Annotated in this window: 15 protein-coding genes; 11 read left to right on the top strand and 4 right to left on the bottom strand. The window is 69.0% G+C overall.

From position 1 onward, the window contains the following. Window positions 1-25: 25 nt before the first annotated feature. Window positions 26-1,591: an ABC transporter substrate-binding protein gene (locus ACNPNP_RS15465; RefSeq protein WP_448966912.1), complete on the bottom strand. Its 1,566-nt coding sequence runs from the start codon at window positions 1,589-1,591 to the stop codon at window positions 26-28. Window positions 1,592-1,850: 259 nt separating this feature from the next. Here ACNPNP_RS15465 and ACNPNP_RS15460 point away from each other — a divergent pair, with 259 nt between their 5' ends. The 9 genes from ACNPNP_RS15460 (at window position 1,851) to ACNPNP_RS15420 (ending at window position 11,245) form a co-directional block, all read left to right on the top strand. Further along, a complete protein-coding gene (locus ACNPNP_RS15460) occupies window positions 1,851-2,828 on the top strand; it encodes a 2-hydroxyacid dehydrogenase (protein ID WP_448966911.1) in 978 nt (325 codons plus the stop codon). Between the two features lie 139 nt (window positions 2,829-2,967). Further along, on the top strand, window positions 2,968-3,903 hold the full coding sequence (locus ACNPNP_RS15455) for a 5-dehydro-4-deoxyglucarate dehydratase (RefSeq protein ID WP_448966910.1): 936 nt from the start codon (window positions 2,968-2,970) through the stop codon (window positions 3,901-3,903). Window positions 3,904-3,950: 47 nt separating this feature from the next. Next, window positions 3,951-5,537, top strand: coding sequence for an aldehyde dehydrogenase (NADP(+)) (locus ACNPNP_RS15450; protein ID WP_448966909.1), 1,587 nt, complete (start codon window positions 3,951-3,953; stop codon window positions 5,535-5,537). Continuing rightward, window positions 5,534-6,859 (top strand): enolase C-terminal domain-like protein, encoded by a 1,326-nt coding sequence (locus ACNPNP_RS15445; RefSeq protein ID WP_448966908.1) that lies wholly within the window; start codon window positions 5,534-5,536, stop codon window positions 6,857-6,859. The genes ACNPNP_RS15450 and ACNPNP_RS15445 overlap by 4 nt, the downstream gene beginning before the upstream one ends. Before the next feature lie 181 nt (window positions 6,860-7,040). Next, window positions 7,041-7,790, top strand: a complete 750-nt coding sequence (locus ACNPNP_RS15440) for a Rossmann-like and DUF2520 domain-containing protein (RefSeq protein WP_448966907.1) — start codon at window positions 7,041-7,043, stop codon at window positions 7,788-7,790. Then, the gene (gene panC, locus ACNPNP_RS15435) at window positions 7,787-8,638 is read left to right on the top strand and encodes a pantoate--beta-alanine ligase (protein ID WP_448966906.1); all 852 of its coding nucleotides are present in this window, start codon (window positions 7,787-7,789) and stop codon (window positions 8,636-8,638) included. The genes ACNPNP_RS15440 and panC overlap by 4 nt, the downstream gene beginning before the upstream one ends. Further along, window positions 8,638-9,048 carry an aspartate 1-decarboxylase gene (gene panD / locus ACNPNP_RS15430; protein WP_448966905.1) on the top strand — a complete coding sequence of 137 codons (411 nt, stop codon included), beginning with the start codon at window positions 8,638-8,640 and terminating at the stop codon, window positions 9,046-9,048. The genes panC and panD overlap by 1 nt, the downstream gene beginning before the upstream one ends. Continuing rightward, window positions 9,045-9,914: a 3-methyl-2-oxobutanoate hydroxymethyltransferase gene (gene panB, locus ACNPNP_RS15425; protein WP_448966904.1), complete on the top strand. Its 870-nt coding sequence runs from the start codon at window positions 9,045-9,047 to the stop codon at window positions 9,912-9,914. The genes panD and panB overlap by 4 nt, the downstream gene beginning before the upstream one ends. A 323-nt stretch (window positions 9,915-10,237) precedes the next feature. Continuing rightward, window positions 10,238-11,245, top strand: coding sequence for a PfkB family carbohydrate kinase (locus ACNPNP_RS15420; protein WP_448966903.1), 1,008 nt, complete (start codon window positions 10,238-10,240; stop codon window positions 11,243-11,245). Window positions 11,246-11,330: 85 nt separating this feature from the next. On the opposite strand, the gene ACNPNP_RS15415 is transcribed toward ACNPNP_RS15420, so the two are convergent. Beyond that, window positions 11,331-12,563 (bottom strand): MFS transporter, encoded by a 1,233-nt coding sequence (locus ACNPNP_RS15415; RefSeq protein ID WP_448966902.1) that lies wholly within the window; start codon window positions 12,561-12,563, stop codon window positions 11,331-11,333. A gap of 95 nt (window positions 12,564-12,658) precedes the next feature. On the opposite strand from ACNPNP_RS15415, the gene ACNPNP_RS15410 reads away from it, so the two are divergent. Next, the gene (locus ACNPNP_RS15410; protein ID WP_448966901.1) at window positions 12,659-12,964 is read left to right on the top strand and encodes an ArsR/SmtB family transcription factor; all 306 of its coding nucleotides are present in this window, start codon (window positions 12,659-12,661) and stop codon (window positions 12,962-12,964) included. 39 nt (window positions 12,965-13,003) lie between these two features. Here the strand turns inward: ACNPNP_RS15410 and ACNPNP_RS15405 are convergent, their stop codons facing one another. Beyond that, complete coding sequence (locus ACNPNP_RS15405; RefSeq protein ID WP_448966900.1) at window positions 13,004-13,762, bottom strand: SDR family NAD(P)-dependent oxidoreductase; 759 nt, start codon at window positions 13,760-13,762, stop codon at window positions 13,004-13,006. A gap of 140 nt (window positions 13,763-13,902) precedes the next feature. Then, a complete protein-coding gene (locus ACNPNP_RS15400) occupies window positions 13,903-14,406 on the bottom strand; it encodes a MarR family winged helix-turn-helix transcriptional regulator (RefSeq protein ID WP_448966899.1) in 504 nt (167 codons plus the stop codon). A 94-nt stretch (window positions 14,407-14,500) separates the two neighbouring features. Between ACNPNP_RS15400 and ACNPNP_RS15395 the strand changes: the two genes are divergently transcribed. Continuing rightward, on the top strand, window positions 14,501-15,430 hold the full coding sequence (locus ACNPNP_RS15395; RefSeq protein WP_448966898.1) for an NADP-dependent oxidoreductase: 930 nt from the start codon (window positions 14,501-14,503) through the stop codon (window positions 15,428-15,430). Window positions 15,431-15,540: the final 110 nt, after the last annotated feature.

Raw genomic sequence — 15,540 nt, 5'->3', positions numbered from 1 at the left:
CCGCCTTCCTCACTCTCGCTCGCGGTCAGCCCGCGAGCACCTCCTTGATGCGCAGCTCGTCACCGGTGGACGAGTTGGGCTCGTACGTCACCCGGTCGGCGAGTCCGAGCATGACGGTCTGGTGGGCGATCGGTGCGAGGGCGACGACGTTCTCGCGCTCGAAGGCGAACGCCTCCTCGTACGCGGCCTGGCGCTCTTCGCCGGTCAGGGTGCGAGCCGTGTTGATGAGCTCGTCCAGACCCGGGTCTCCGAACTCGGCCTGCGCACCGCCCGTGAGCATGTACTGCTCGACAGTGAACTGCGCGTCACCCGCCTGGTTGCCGTGCTGCACGAGCATCGCGATCGGACCCTCGTTCGTCACGAACGGGCTCAGCTGGTACTGCAGGTGCTGCGTGGTGTCGACCATGCGAAGTTCGACGTTCAGGCCGATCGCGGCGAGCTGCTCGCGCAGCACTTCACCGAGTTCGCTGACCTTGGGGAACTGCGCGGTGCGCACCGGCATGATGATCTGCGTGTCGACGGGAACGCCGTCGGCCTTCGCCTCCTCGACGAGCGACTTCGCCTTCTCGACGTCGAATGGCCACGGCTCGAGGTCGGCGTTGAATCCGACGATGCCCTCGGGGATCAGCTGCGCTGCGACCTTGTCGCCATCGGGGTACAGCGACGACACGATGCCCTCGCGGTCGATGGCGTAGTTGATCGCCTGGCGGATGCGGATGTCGTCGAGCGGTGCGGTCTGGCCGGAGAAGCGCAGCGCGATCGTCTCGTTGTTCGGGTAGCTCACGCCGAGATCGCCGATGCCGTCCTCGGCGCTGAGCCCGAGGGCGATGTCGGCCTCGCCGCTGGTGATCATCGCCGCGCGGACAGTGCCCTCGGAGCGCCACTGGTACTCGACCGACGAGAACTCGGGAGCGTCGCCCCAGTAGCCGTCGTTGCGGTCGAGAGTCAGCTTCGTGCCGGCCTGCCACTCGCCGATCGCGTAGGGCCCGGTGCCGATCGGCTCGCGCACGAACTCGGTGTTGGAGGTCTCGGGCGAGACGATCTCGATGAACGAGAGCTTCAGCGGAAGGATCGGGTCGGGGTTCGGGGTGGTCACGGTGAGCGTGGTGGCGTCGGTGGCCTCGACCTCGAGGTCGTCGTCACCGAAGATGTAGCCCTCGACGTTGCAGCCGAGGTCGCCGTTCACGGCGCGATCGATCGAGTAGGCGGCCGCCTCGGCGTCGAACGGCGTGCCGTCCTGGAAGGTCACGCCCTCGCGGATCGCGAAGGTCCATTCGTTGTCGCCCGTCTGCTCCCATTCGGTGGCGAGCAGCGGCTCGAGGTCACCGGTGGACGGGTTGCGCTCGACGAGGGGCTCGGTGACCGTGCTGCGCACGACCACACCCGTCGAGGTGAGGTTCGCGTCGCACGCCTCGAGTGTCGGCGGCTCCTGCGTGAGCACGACGCGGAGGGTCTCATCCGTGCCGCCCTCGCCGCCGCCTTGCGACTCCGAGTTCGCGACCGAGCAGGATGCGAGCAGTGCGATCGACGCGATTCCGGCGGCGACGGCCGACGCTCGGGAGGCTGTGCGTCGGGGGGAAGAAAGCTTCATCGGTTCCTCCAGGTAGGGGACGGCCGCGGCCCCGAATGGCTGACGGCTCGTTGTGAATGTCGCAGAGCGCTTCACGGGCGTCAACCGATGCGTCGGGTGCATCGGCCGGTGTCATCGGACCTCGGTGCCTGGCTGTCTGCGCCGAGCGCGATGCGACCCGCGTGATTCCGCCGTTCTTCCCCCATGAATACAGCACGCGCATCAATCCATGCAAGTTCGCTTTTGGACGCGCATCGTTCGCGAGTCGTAGTCTCACGCCATGACGAACCTTCCCTCACATGCTCCGTCGGTCGCACCCGGCACTGTCGCCCAGGCCGGTCCTCTGCTCGGATCCCTCGAGCAGACCATCCGCGACGAGTACGACGCGGTGCGTCTTCCCGACGACGTCGCGAACCTCGATCCGGCGGATGCCGCGAGGGTGCGGGCCGTCGTCACCAGCGGCCGCTTCGGTGTTCCGGCCGAGCTCATGGCGGCGCTTCCCCACCTCGAGATCGTGACGAACTTCGGAGTGGGGTACGACACCACCGATGTCGCGCAGGCGGCTGCCAGAGGCATCAGGGTGACCAACACACCTGACGTGCTCACCGATTGCGTCGCCGACACCGCGCTCGGCCTCATGCTCGACGTGTTCCGCAGGTTCGGGGCGTCCGAGAGGTTCCTCCGTGACGGCAGATGGGAGTCGGGCGGGTTCCCGCTGACCCGCCGCTTCTCGGGCAGCACGGTCGGCGTGCTCGGGCTCGGTCGCATCGGGCAGGCGATCGCCCGGCGTGCCGCCGCCTTCGACACGACGATCCTGTACACGACCCGCCGCCCCGTCGAGGGCGTGCCGTGGGAGCACGTGGCATCCGCCGTCGATCTCGCGCGGCGATCCGACGTCCTCGTGGTCGCCGTTCCCGGAGGGCCGTCGACCGTGAACCTCGTGGATGCCGAGGTGCTGCGCGCCCTCGGATCGGACGGGTTCCTCGTGAACATCGCACGGGGCTCGGTCGTCGACGAGGATGCGCTGATCGCCGCACTGGAGGCCGGAGAGATCGCGGGAGCGGGTCTCGACGTGTTCGCGAACGAGCCGCATGTGCCGGAGCAGTTGATCCGCGACGACGTCACGCTGCTGCCGCACGTGGGCAGCGGTACGCACGAGACCCGCCAGGACATGCGGGATCTGACGCTCGCGAACCTGCGGGCGTACCTCGCCGGCGAGCCCCTGCTCACGCCCGTGCCGGAGACTTCCGCACGTTGATGCAGTCGGTGCATTGATCTATCCACCATTTGGTTTGTAAGCGCATCGTTTCACGCCTAGCGTGACCATTGTTCAGATCCCCGCCGGTCACCGGCAGCAACCCCAGCCGGACCCCGGCGAGAAACCCCAGGAGTGCACCGTGGCACGATTCACGCCCACCGAGCTGGCCGACCACCTTCGCGATGGTCTCCTCTCCTTCCCCGCGACGGCGTTCACGCCCGACCTCGAGTTCGACGAGAAGCGCTACCGCGAGCACGTGGAGTGGCAGGCCGGCTTCGGCGTCGCCGGCCTCTTCGCAGCGGGCGGCACGGGCGAGGGCTTCAGTCTCGACCCGGCCGAGTCGGCCCTAGTCGTCCGCGCGGCGGTGGAGTCGACGCGGCCAGAGGTGCCGGTGCTCGCATCGGCCGGCGGCTGGACCCGCAATGCGATCGCGAACGCCCGTGCCGCCGAGGAGGCCGGCGCAGAGGGCCTCCTCGTGCTGCCGCCGTACCTGACCGAGTGCGACCAGGCGGGCCTCGTCGAGCACGTCTCGGCGATCGCCGCCGCGACGCGCCTCGCGATCATCGTCTACAACCGCGGCAACGCGATCTACTCGGCCGAGACCATGGCGATCCTCGCCGACCGCCACGAGAACGTGATCGGCTTCAAGGACGCGACAGCCGACATCGAGCACCTCGCGTCGGTCTACGTGCGCAACGGCGAGCGGTTGTTCTACCTGGGCGGCCTTCCGACCGCCGAGACCTATGCGCTGCCCCTGCTGCAGATGGGCATGAGCACGTACTCCTCGGCGATGTTCAACTTCGTCCCAGAGTTCGCGCTCGAGTTCTACCGTGACGTGCGGGCGCAGGACCGCGCCGCCGTCACCGAGAAGCTCGGCCGTTTCGTCTTGCCGTACCTCGCGATCCGCGACCGCGGGCGCGGCTTCGGCGTGTCCATCGTCAAGGCGGGGCTGCGGGTGACCGGACGCGGTGTCGGGCCGGTGCGTCCGCCTCTGCACGACCTCTCGGAGCAGGACGACGCCGACCTGCTGGCGCTGATCGAGCGCGCCGGAGTGCGCGCCTCGGTTCCGGCCTGATCCCTGCTATCCCTTCATAGACGCATCGCTGACTCAAGGAGTGTGACATGACCGCCGTCGTCCTCACCGGCCATTCTTCGATCGCCGGACGTTCCGTGCCAGGCACAGGCACGGCGCTGCACGCCATCGCGCCGGACACGAACGAGCAGCTCGAGCCGCCGTACTCGCAGATCGACGTCGAGCAGCTGCGTGAGGCGACGGCCGCCGCGGCCGAGGCGTTCGAGTCGTTCTCGCGTCTGGACCCGGAGGCGCACGCCGCGTTCCTCGAGTCTGTCGCCGACGAGATCGAGGCGATCGGCGACCCGCTGATCGAGCGGGCGATGCGGGAGACCGGGCTGCCGCAGGCGCGTCTGGTCGGAGAGCGGGCGCGGACGACCGGACAGCTGCGCCTGTTCGCCGACGTCGTGCGCGCAGGGCGGTATCGCGGAGTGCGGATCGATCCCGCTCAGCCGGATCGCACGCCGATGCCGCGACTCGACATCCGCCAGCGCAAGATCCCGCTCGGGCCGGTGGCGGTGTTCGGGGCGTCGAACTTCCCGTTCGCGTTCTCGACCGCGGGCGGAGACACGGCCTCCGCGCTCGCCGCAGGCTGCCCTGTCGTCTTCAAGGCGCACAGCTCGCACCCCGGCACGAGCGAGCTCGTCGCGTCCGCGATCGCACGGGCGATCGAGGCGAACGGACTGCATCCTGGAGTGTTCTCGCACATCTTCGGACCTGGACGCAGCGTCGGCCAGGCGCTCGTCGCCGATCCCGGCATCCATGCCGTCGGGTTCACCGGTTCCAGGGAAGGCGGACTCGCGCTCGTACGCACGGCGCAGGAGCGGCCGGTGCCGATCCCGGTGTACGCCGAGATGAGCTCGGTCAACCCGGTGTTCATCCTGCCCGGGGCGCTCGACGGCGACATCGCGGCGCTCGCCTCCGGATACGTGCAGAGCGCGACGGGGTCGAGCGGGCAGCTGTGCACGCAGCCCGGGATCGTGTTCGTGCCGCGCGGCGACAAGGGCGACGAGTTCGTGCGCGCCGTCTCGGGTGCGGTGCTCGAGTCGACAGGGCAGACCATGCTCTCGCCGAGCATCGCCGCCGCGTGGCGTGACGGCGTCGCCACGCGCGACGCCAATGCGGCGGTGCTCGCACGAGGGGCGGACGGCGATGGACCGCACGCTCCGGCGCCGGTGATCCACACTGCCGACATCTCCTCGTTCGAGGAGAACCACGTGCTGCACGACGAGATCTTCGGCGCCGCGTCGCTGGTGGTGCGCTACGGAGATGCCGCCGAGCTGGTCGAGGCCGCATCGCAGCTGGAGGGCCAGCTGACCGCGACGCTGCAGCTGTCCCCGGCCGATCACGAGCTCGCCGCCGCGCTGCTGCCCGTGCTCGAGCGCAGGGTCGGGCGCATCCTCGCCGGCGGCTGGCCGACAGGTGTGGAGGTCGGGCACGCGATGGTGCACGGCGGTCCGTTCCCTGCGACGAGCGACTCGCGTTCGACGAGTGTGGGAACCCTGGCGATCGAGCGCTTCCTGCGCCCGGTGGCGTATCAGAACATCCCCGACGAACTGCTGCCGGAGCCGCTGCGCGATGCGAACCCGTGGAACGTCCCTCGACTGATCGACGGGCGCGGCGAGGCGCCGGCATGACCGTTCCCACCGTCGAGCGGATCGAGGTCGTCCCGGTCGCCGGGCACGACTCGATGCTGCTGAACCTCTCCGGCGCTCACGGGCCGTTCTTCACGCGGAACATCGTGATCGCGACGGATTCGGACGGGCGAGAGGGCCTGGGCGAGGTTCCCGGTGGTGAGTCGATCCGTTCGACGATCGCGGAGGCGGGGGAGATGCTCGCGGGGCAGCCCGTCGGCCGGTACCGCTCGCTGCTGCGGGCGGTCGCGACGCGGTTCGCCGACCGCGACGCCGGAGGGCGCGGGCTGCAGACGTTCGATCTGCGCACGACGGTGCACGCCGTCACCGGGATCGAGTCGGCGCTGCTCGACCTGCACGCCCAGCACCTCGGGGTTCCGGTCGCTGAGCTGCTCGGCGACGGTCAGCAGCGCGAGAGCGTGCCGATGCTCGGCTATCTGTTCTTCGTCGGCGATCCGGATCGCACCGATCTGCCGTATCTGCGGGAGGGAGGCGACGCCGGATCGTGGGAGAGCGTGCGGCGCGAAGAGGCGATGACCGCGGACGGCGTCGTGCGTCTGGCCGAGGCGGCGCAGCGGCGCTACGGCTTCGCCGACTTCAAGCTGAAGGGCGGAGTGCTCGACGCCGAGGTCGAGGCGGACGTCGTCACCGCTCTCGCGCAGCGGTTCCCCGAGGCGCGCGTCACACTCGACCCGAACGGGGCGTGGCTGCTGGAGGATGCCGTGCGCATCGGGCATCGCCTGCGGGATGTGCTCGCGTACGCCGAGGATCCGTGCGGTGCGGAGGGGCGGTTCTCGGGGCGTGAGGTGATGGCGGAGTTCCGTCGGCGCACCGGACTGCGCACGGCGACGAACATGATCGCGACCGACTGGCGCGAGATGGCGCACGCGATCCGATCGGATGCCGTGGACATCCCCCTCGCGGACCCGCACTTCTGGACCATGGCCGGTTCGGTCAGGGTGGCGCAGCTCTGCGACGACTTCGACCTCACGTGGGGTTCGCACTCGAACAACCACTTCGACATCTCTCTGGCGATGTTCACTCAGGTGGGCGCGGCGGCGCCTGGCGAGATCACGGCGCTGGACACGCATTGGATCTGGCAGGACGGTCAGCAGCTGACCGTCGACGCGCCGCAGATCCGCGACGGAGCGGTGCGCGTGCCCGAACAGCCAGGGCTCGGGGTGACGCTCGATCGTGCACGTCTGGCCGAGGCGCACGAGCTGTACGTCGAGCACGGGCTCGGCGCGCGCGACGACGCCATCGGGATGCAGTACCTCGTGAAGGACTGGACGTTCGACAGCAAACGGCCCTGTCTCGTGCGCTGAGCTCGCTCTTCGCGCCGGAAGGCGCCGAGATCAATACGTAATGCCGATTGCGTTGTTCGTGCGCAGATAGCCCACCAGAAGTGGCGCTAGGGTGTGCGTATTGCATCTGGATTTGGTGCGACACGCCGAGCGGGCGGATACTCGTGGCATCTGAGCCGTCCGATCCCGGCCCCGAACCACCATGACATCTTCCGTCACTCTCGCGCCCGAGACGACCATCGCCATCATCGGCGCCGGCCGCCTCGGTGGCGTGCTCGCGCGGGCGCTCCGCGCGCAGGGCCTCGTCGTCCACGGTCCGCTCGGACGCGGTGATGAAGTCCCAGACGCGGACATCGCGATCCTCTGCGTCCCGGACTCGGCCATCCTCGACGCCGCCGCCTCGGCTCGACGGACGGCGACCCGCATCGGTCACGTCTCGGGCGCCACCCCGCTCGATGATGTCGACTTCAGCGTGCATCCGCTGCAGACGTTCACGGGTGCCGAGTCCCCTGACGTGTTCCACGGCATCGGCGCCGCGATCTCCGGTCGCACCCTCGACGATCAGCGTCTGGCCGCGCAGCTCGCACGCACCCTCGGCGCCAGACCGTTCGAGATCGACGACGCCGACCGTGCCGGTTATCACGCGGCCGCGTCGTTCGCCTCGAACTTCGTCCTCACCGTGCTCGACGCGGCGGAGCAGCTCGCGGCATCCGCCGGCATCTCGTCCGACGAGGCGCGCGACCTCCTCGCTCCGCTCCTCCGCCGCACGGTCGACAACTGGCAGCGCGGGGGCGCGGCAGCATCCCTGACCGGACCGATCGCCCGCGGCGACGAGGTCACGATCGCTCGCCAGCGCGCGGCCGTCGACGAAGCCGACCCCGCGCTGACGAGTCTCTTCGACGAGCTCGCCGCCGCCACGCGTGCGATCGCCCGCGAGAAGGCCGCGGCATGAGAATCCTCCGCACGATCCCCGAAGTGCGTGCCGCCGTCGAGAACGCGAGGCGCGCCGGTCACAGAGTGGGTCTCGTCCCGACCATGGGCGCCTTCCACGACGGCCATGTCTCGCTGATGCGCGAGGCGCGGAAGAACGCCGACCTCGTCGTCGTCTCGCTGTTCGTCAACCCGACCCAGTTCGGTGCGAACGAAGACCTCGGCAGCTATCCCCGCGACGAGCAGGCGGATGCCGCGCGCGCCGAGCAGGAAGGCGTCGACATCCTCTTCGCCCCCGATGCGGCCGAGATCTATCCCGACGGTTTCGCGACCAGCATCCACGTCGCGGGCGTCACCGAGATGCTCGACGGCGCGGCCCGCGGACCGCATCACTTCGACGGCGTCGCCACCGTCGTCGCCAAGCTGTTCGGCATCGTCCGCCCCGACGTCGCGTACTTCGGGCAGAAGGATGCGCAGCAGATCGCCGTCGTCCGCCGTCTCGTGCGCGACCTCGACCTCGACGTGCGTATCGAAGCGTGCCCGATCGTGCGTGAAGCCGACGGACTCGCCATGAGCTCGCGCAACGTCTACCTCGACCCCGACGCCCGCGTGCAGGCCACGGCACTCAACCGTGCACTCGACGCCGCCGCGGCTCTGCACGAGTCGGGCGAGCGCGACGGCGACAGCATCCTCTCCGCCGCGAGCCGGGTGCTCGACGAGGCCGGCATCACGCCCGAATACCTCGAGCTCCGCGACGCCGAGAGCCTGCGGTCGGTCACGAGCGTCGAAGGCGACGCCCTGCTCGCCGTCGCCGCCCGTGTGGGCGCTGCCCGACTGATCGACAACCACATGCTGAAACGGAGCGCCTGATGCGTCGCACCATGCTGAAGTCGAAGATCCACCGCGCCACCATCACCGGCAGCGACCTCAACTACGTCGGCTCGATCACGATCGACCCCGATCTGCTCGAGGCCGCCGACATCCTCGCGCACGAGCAAGTGCACGTGGTCGACGTCGACAACGGCGCTCGTTTCGAGACGTACACGATCGCCGGGGAACGCGGATCCGGTGTCATCCAGGTCAACGGCGCCGCTGCCCGGCTCGTGCACTCCGGTGACACCATCATCGTCATCTCCTACGCCGACTACTCGCGTGAAGACCTCGAGACGTACGAGCCCGTCGTCGTGCACGTCGACCGGGCGAACCGGATCATCCAGGTCGACGACGTCGTGGACCGGCTGCTGACCGAGGCCTCTTCCTCGGTCGGAGCAGGCGCATGAGCGTGCACGCGACGACGCGCACGCGGGTCACTCTTGCGGGTCTCGTCGAGAAGAAGCGCGTCGGTGAGCCGATCGTCATGGTCACCGCCTACGACCATCCCGGCGCGCAGATCGTCGAGGCCGCCGGCGTCGACGTCGTGCTGGTCGGCGACTCGGGTGCGATGACGGTGCTCGGCTACGACAGCACCGTGCCTGTCACGGTCGACGAGATGCTCATGCTCACTCGCGCGGTGCGGCGCGGTCTGACGGTTCCGCTGCTCGTCGGTGACCTGCCGTTCGGATCGTACGAGGCATCCGATGCGCTCGCCATCGCCACGGCGCAGCGTTTCATCAAGGAGGCCGGCTGCGACCTCGTGAAGATCGAGCGCGGCGGCACCTCGGTCGATCGGGCGCGTGCTCTCGTCTCCGCCGGCATCCCGGTCGTCGGTCACGTAGGGCTCACCCCGCAGACCGCCACCGCTCTCGGCGGCTACCGGGCGCAGGGTCGTACTGCCGAAGCTGCGCGTTCCGTGATCGATGACGCGCTGGCCCTGCAGGATGCCGGTTGCTCGCTGCTCGTCATCGAAGCCGTGCCGTCGGAGGTGACTGCCGCACTCAAGCCGCTCATGCGAATCCCCGTGATCGGGATCGGCGCCGGGGCGGATGCCGACGGCCAGGTACTCGTCTTCCACGACCTGCTCGGGCTGTACGACGGCGGTGCGGCGAAGTTCGTCAAGCGCTACGCGGACTTGCGGGTGGATGCTGTCGCCGGGGTCGCGGCGTACGCCGAAGACGTGCGTTCGGGAGCGTATCCGGCGACGGAGCACTCGTACTCGATGCCGGCTGATGAGGCGGCGGAGCTGCGGGGGATGCTCGTCGGGCGGTGAAGCGAGACTACGCTGATTCTCCCGCAGTCAGCGTCTGAAGCACCCGTGGCGCGACGAAGCGTCGATCGTAAGAAGCGCCTGAGACCTGACGCAGAATTCCGAGTTCCACCAGTTGGCTCACGAGCTTGTTCGCGCGGGGGTAAGAGACGCCGAGATGGGCACCAACGACCCTGTGGCGGTGTTCTGGAACATTGCCAGGTCCATAATGTAACTCTATGCCCCTTTGGCGATCATTTGTGATCCTCAAATGATCGTTTAGTGCGACGTTCAAACCTCAAGGTAGGCGTAGTCAGGCTGAGGCGCCTGATGGATAGGCTGTCGGGATGCGCAGCCGTGCCGAGACCGATGATCTCCTCGCGCGGGATGCGCGCCGACCACGGGTGATCCACACCGGACAAGCCCTGGTCGACCTGGTCATCGAAGTGGCAGACCTTCCCGCGCGGGGGCAGAACCTGATGGCCGACTCCGTGGCCGAGTACGCGGGCGGCTCCGTCACCGTGCTGCTCGCGGCGGCGCGGCTGGGCGCTGATTGCCTGCATGCCGGGGCGATCGGCACCGGTCCGTACGGCGATCTGATCCGTGAAGCGCTGGATGCTGACGGCATCGCCGCATCCGCCCCGCCGGTGACCACGCAGGACACCGGGGTGTGCGTCGTGCTGATCGAGCCCTCCGCGGAGCGCACGTTCGTCACGACGCTGGGCGCGGAGCGCGAGATCACCGTCGACTCGCTCGCCACCGCCGACGTGCAGCCCGGCGATCTCATCTGCGTCACCGGATACTCGCTGGCCGTCGCGCAGACCCGCGATCCGCTGCTGGCGTGGTTGAAGACGCTTCCCGAGGATGCTGTCGTCGTCCTCGACCCCGGTGCGGCCTTCGCCGAGCTGCCGGCAGACGTGCGCGACGCGATGCTCGCCCGCACCGACGTGTGGACGGGCAATGCCGAGGAGGCGACCGATCTGATGGCTGCGCTGGCTGTGCCCGTCGAGGACTCGACCGACGCATCCGAACGCGAGATCGTGGCCCACGCTCGCGCGCTGGTCCCGCTCATGCGCGCCGGCGCCGTCACCATCGTGCGCGACGGAGCTGAAGGATGCGCGGTGCACGCGCACGGCGAGAGCACCTACGTGCCAGGCTTTCCGCAGACTCCCGTCGACACCAACGGCGCCGGCGACACCCACACCGGTGCGCTGCTGGCGGGCGTCGCCGAAGGTGCGACCTGGGTGGATGCGTGCCGGCGTGCGAACGCCGCGGCGGCGATCAAGGTCACGCGCCGCGGGCCGACGACCGCTCCGACCGCGGACGAGGTCGAGGAGTTCCTGCGCGGGCGGTGAGGCCGCGGCATCCTCAGCTCCTGCTGCGCACCCAACGCCAGCGTGTCCTCAACCCCAGCTGCGCACCCGGAATGCCAGTGCGGGATCAGCTCCTGCTGCGCATCCGGAACACCAGCGCGAGCACCGAGAGCGCGATGACGACCACGCCGTAGCCGACGCACACCGCACCGAGCCCCACGACGCCGACCAGCATCCCTGCGATCACGGCCGGCACGCCGAACGCGAGGTACGCAAGGAGGAAGATGACCGCGAACGTGTCGGCGCGCTCAGTCGCCGGGATGCGCGGTGCGAGCGACGCGATCACGCCCGAGAACGCGGTGCCGAAGCCCATCCCGGTCACGCCGGCGGCGATGAGGTAGGCCGGGAGCGAGCCGAGGGCGAGGGCTCCGAGAGACATCGCCGTGCCGGCGGCGAGGGCGGCGGTGCCGAAGATCGTGATGGTCCGCGGTGAGCGGCGGCGGAGGACGAACGCCGTGATCGCCCCGACGCCGGTGAGGATCGCGAGGCCGAGACCCTGCCAGATGTGCGCGACGCCGCCGAGCTCGTTGTGCACGATGTTCGCTCCGAGGGAGAGGAACAGTCCGCCGGTCGCCCAGCCCGCGACGACAGCGGGAGCGGCGCGCCAGAAGTCTGCACGGATCGCGGGCGGGATCGAGAGGCGGAACTGCAGCGAGGCCCAGACGCCCGGCTTCTTCGGGGCGGTCTCGGGGGCGAAGAAGAAGAGCACCGCGAGGACGAAGTAGGCACCCGTGAGCGGTACGAACACATCGACCAGCGGTTCGCCCAAGATGTCGAGCGCGGCGCCGGACAGGAGCGCACCGGTCGCGAGGCCGATGCCCGGGGCGAGCGCGTTCCACAGCGCCGCGGTCGCGGGGCGTGCCGGGTGCGCGAGGTCGAGCACCGAGGCGGAGAGCGCAGAGAGCAGGAGCCCGCTCGCGATGCCCTGGATGATGCGTGCCATGAAGAGCAGCGCGACCGAGTCCGCGTGCGAGAACAGCAGCATGCTGCCCGCGAGCAGGACGAATCCGACGATCGCGACCGGACGCCGGCCGACGTGATCGGACAGCGACCCGGCGGTGAGCAGCGTGAGCAGCAGCGCGATCGCGTAGACCGCGAACACGGCGGTGATCACGATCGGGGCGAAGCCGATCTGCTCGGCGAGGACCGGATAGAAGGGCGAGGGTGCGCTCGCGCCGGCCATCATCAGGATCTGCGCCACGACCGCCAGCGCGAATCCGAAGCGCGTGCGGGTGGAGCGTGAGTACGACGGGATGCCGGGGCTGGTCTGCCGGATGGTGATCGGTTCGGTCGTGGTCATGCGTGCTCCTCGAGTTCGAGACTCTGTCGGTTCGAGAATCATCGAACTATCGGAGCGTACTCGCCCTTCTTCAATTGTTCAACTATCATCGAACCATGCCCGGTGATCTCCCGCATCCGGAGCGCTCCGACATCCAGCTGACGGACGTTCTCTTCGCGCTCAGCGACCCTGAGCGCCTCGCGATCGCGCGCCAGCTCGCCGACGGCCCCCTCGACATGGCCGCCTGCCATGCCACCGATCCCAACCTGCCGAAGTCGACCAAGTCGCACTTCATGAAGGTGCTGCGCGAGGCCGGCGTCATCCGCAACGAGCCCAACGGGCGCCGGCGGATGCTGACGCTGCGGCGCGACGATCTCGACGCCCTGTTCCCTGGGCTGCTGGATTCCGTGCTGCAGGCATAGGGCGCTGCAGCGAGCGACCGCCGGCATCCTTCAGGTCGCTCATCGAAGGTGAGAGGCCCCGTTGAAGTCGAGGATCGTGCCTGACGCCCACGTCGCCGAACCCGATGTGAGGTAGGCGACGGCTTCGGCGACCTCGTCCGGCGTTCCCACTCGACCGAATGGACTCTGTTCCTTGATGCGGTCGCCCGATGCGCCGGAGAGGATCTCGGCCTGACGCTCGGTCGCGATCATGCCGGGCGCCACCGAGGCGACCGCGATGTCGTGCGGGGCCAACGCGAGCGCCATCGACTGCCCGAGTGCCTGCAAGCCGGCCTTCGTCGCTGCGTAGGCCGGGTGATCGGGCTCGCCGCGGAAGGCACCTCGCGAGCCGATGTTCACGATCGCGCCGCCGGATCCGCGGGCGATCAGGTGCTGGGCGAACAACAGGGTCACGTTCGCGGCCCCGAGCAGGTTGACCTCCACCATCGGGATCCAAGCCTCTTGCCACTGCTCGAATGTGGTCGAGTCGGGCCGGTGCGCGTTGCCTGCGTTCGGCGCGACCGCGGCGTTGTTGACCAGGATGTCGAGCGATCCGAGTGCGGCGACCGCATCGTCGACGACTTGCTGGTTGCCTGCTGGTGTACCGATATTGCCGCCGACGATCGCGTGCCCGGTGCCGTGGAGTGATGCGAGCGTCTGCTCCGCGGCTGCCCGATCGCTGGAGTAGTGCACCGCGACCCGATCACCGCGGCGGGCGAAGTTCTGCGCTATCGCGCGACCGATGCCGCGGGAACTGCCGGTGACGAGGGCGTTGGGCATGGTGAGCTCCTTCGAGGATGCCGGGGCGCATCAGCAGTCCACCGCGTTGACGGCGAGGTCGAGGAGCGGCGTCTCCTTGTGCTTCGCGAGTATGTCACGTCCCGTGCGGCGCACCGTGAACGTCTCCCCGCCGCAAGCCGCTACGCCGTCTTGCTGCTCCTCCGCCTCGTCGCAGACCGCGGAGGGTTCGCGCGCAGGTGACCGCTGACCTGCGTCATCACTCGGGCGAGCACCTCGACATCGTCGCCGGCGAGTGACTCGAACAGCAGACTCTTGACGACTTCGATGTGCCCGGGGAACACCTTCGCAAGCACCTCGAGTCCCTCAGCCGTGATGGCGGCGATCGTGCTGCGTTCGTCCTCGGGGGAGGGCGCTCGGGTGAGCAGGCCGCGCTCCTCGAGCGACTGGGCCTGGTACGTCAGCCCGCTGCGGCTGTAGACGAGGTCGTCGGCGAGGTCCGTCATCCGCTGGCTGCCGTTCGGTGCGTCTCTCAGCCGCGCGAGCACCTGGAACTGCACGTAGCTGAGCTTTCCGACGTCGCGCAACTGCTTCTCCACCGCATGCCGCAGAAGGCTGCTCACCTCGGTGAAGGCGAAGTAGGCCGCGAGCTCGGTGGAGGAGAGCTGGGGAGGGCGAGTGCTCATGCTTCAAGTATACGTGTTGCTTCGAATTCGAAGCAGTGCTACTGTCACAATGTGCTTCGAATTCGAAGCACATTCGAAATGAGAGGACAGGATCATGAAGGCAGTGCGGTTCCACGAAGTGGGCGGACCAGAGGTACTCCAGTACGGCGAGATCGATCGACCAGAGCCGGGTGCGGGGCAGGTGCGGCTGCGGGTCGCGGCATCCGCGTTCAGCGCAGCCGACAACGGCATGCGCGCAGGATTCCTGCCGATCCCACTCACGCTCCCGCACGTCCCGGGGTACGACGTGTCGGGCACGATCGATGCGATCGGCGAGGGAGTCGACGGGTTCGCCATCGGGGACGAGGTGATCGGATTCCTGCCGATGGGTGAGGACGGCGGGGCGGCGGAGTACGTCGTCGCACCCGCGGATGTGCTCGTCGCGGCACCGACCAGCGTGCCGCTCGCGGATGCTGCGGCTCTGCCCTCGGTCGCGCTCACCGCGTGGCAGGCGCTGTCCGACGACGGAGGACTCGAGGCCGGTCAGCGGGTGCTGATCGTCGGCGCCGGCGGGGTGGTCGGAAAGTACGCCATCGCCCTGGCGAAGCGAGCCGGGGCGCACGTGATCGCGACCGCGAGCCCGCGGAGTGTCGACGCGGTGCGAGCTGCGGGTGCGGACGAGATCATCGACCGCACCGAGGCCGAGGTGCTCGATGCGGTCTCCGAGCCGGTCGACCTTCTGCTCAACCTCGCTCCCATCGAGCCGGCGGAGTTCACCGCCCTGGTGAGCCTCGTCCGATCGGGTGGAGTCGTCGTGAGCACCACCGCCTGGATGCCGGCGCCTGACGACGCCGAACGGAACGTGCGCTCGGCCGTCGTGTTCGTCCGCAGCGACACCGAGCGGCTCGCCGAGTTGGTCTCACTCGTCGACAGCGGCGCCCTGCATCTCGAGGTCACCCGCCGGATCCCGCTGACCGAGTTGCAGGCTCTGCACGCGGAGGCGGCCGAGGGTCGGATCGCGGGGAAGGTCATCGTGATCCCGTGAGGCCGGGCGCGGGGCGGGCCGCGATCCGATCCTGGAACGCGATCGTTGCGACGATGCCGATGAGCAGGATCAGCTCGAATGCGTTGACGATCGCGGCGCTGGGGAGCGGC

The organism is Microbacterium xerophyticum (assembly GCF_053543555.1).
Note: the sequence above shows the minus strand (reverse complement) of the source record. Positions and strands in the feature narration are given on the sequence as shown.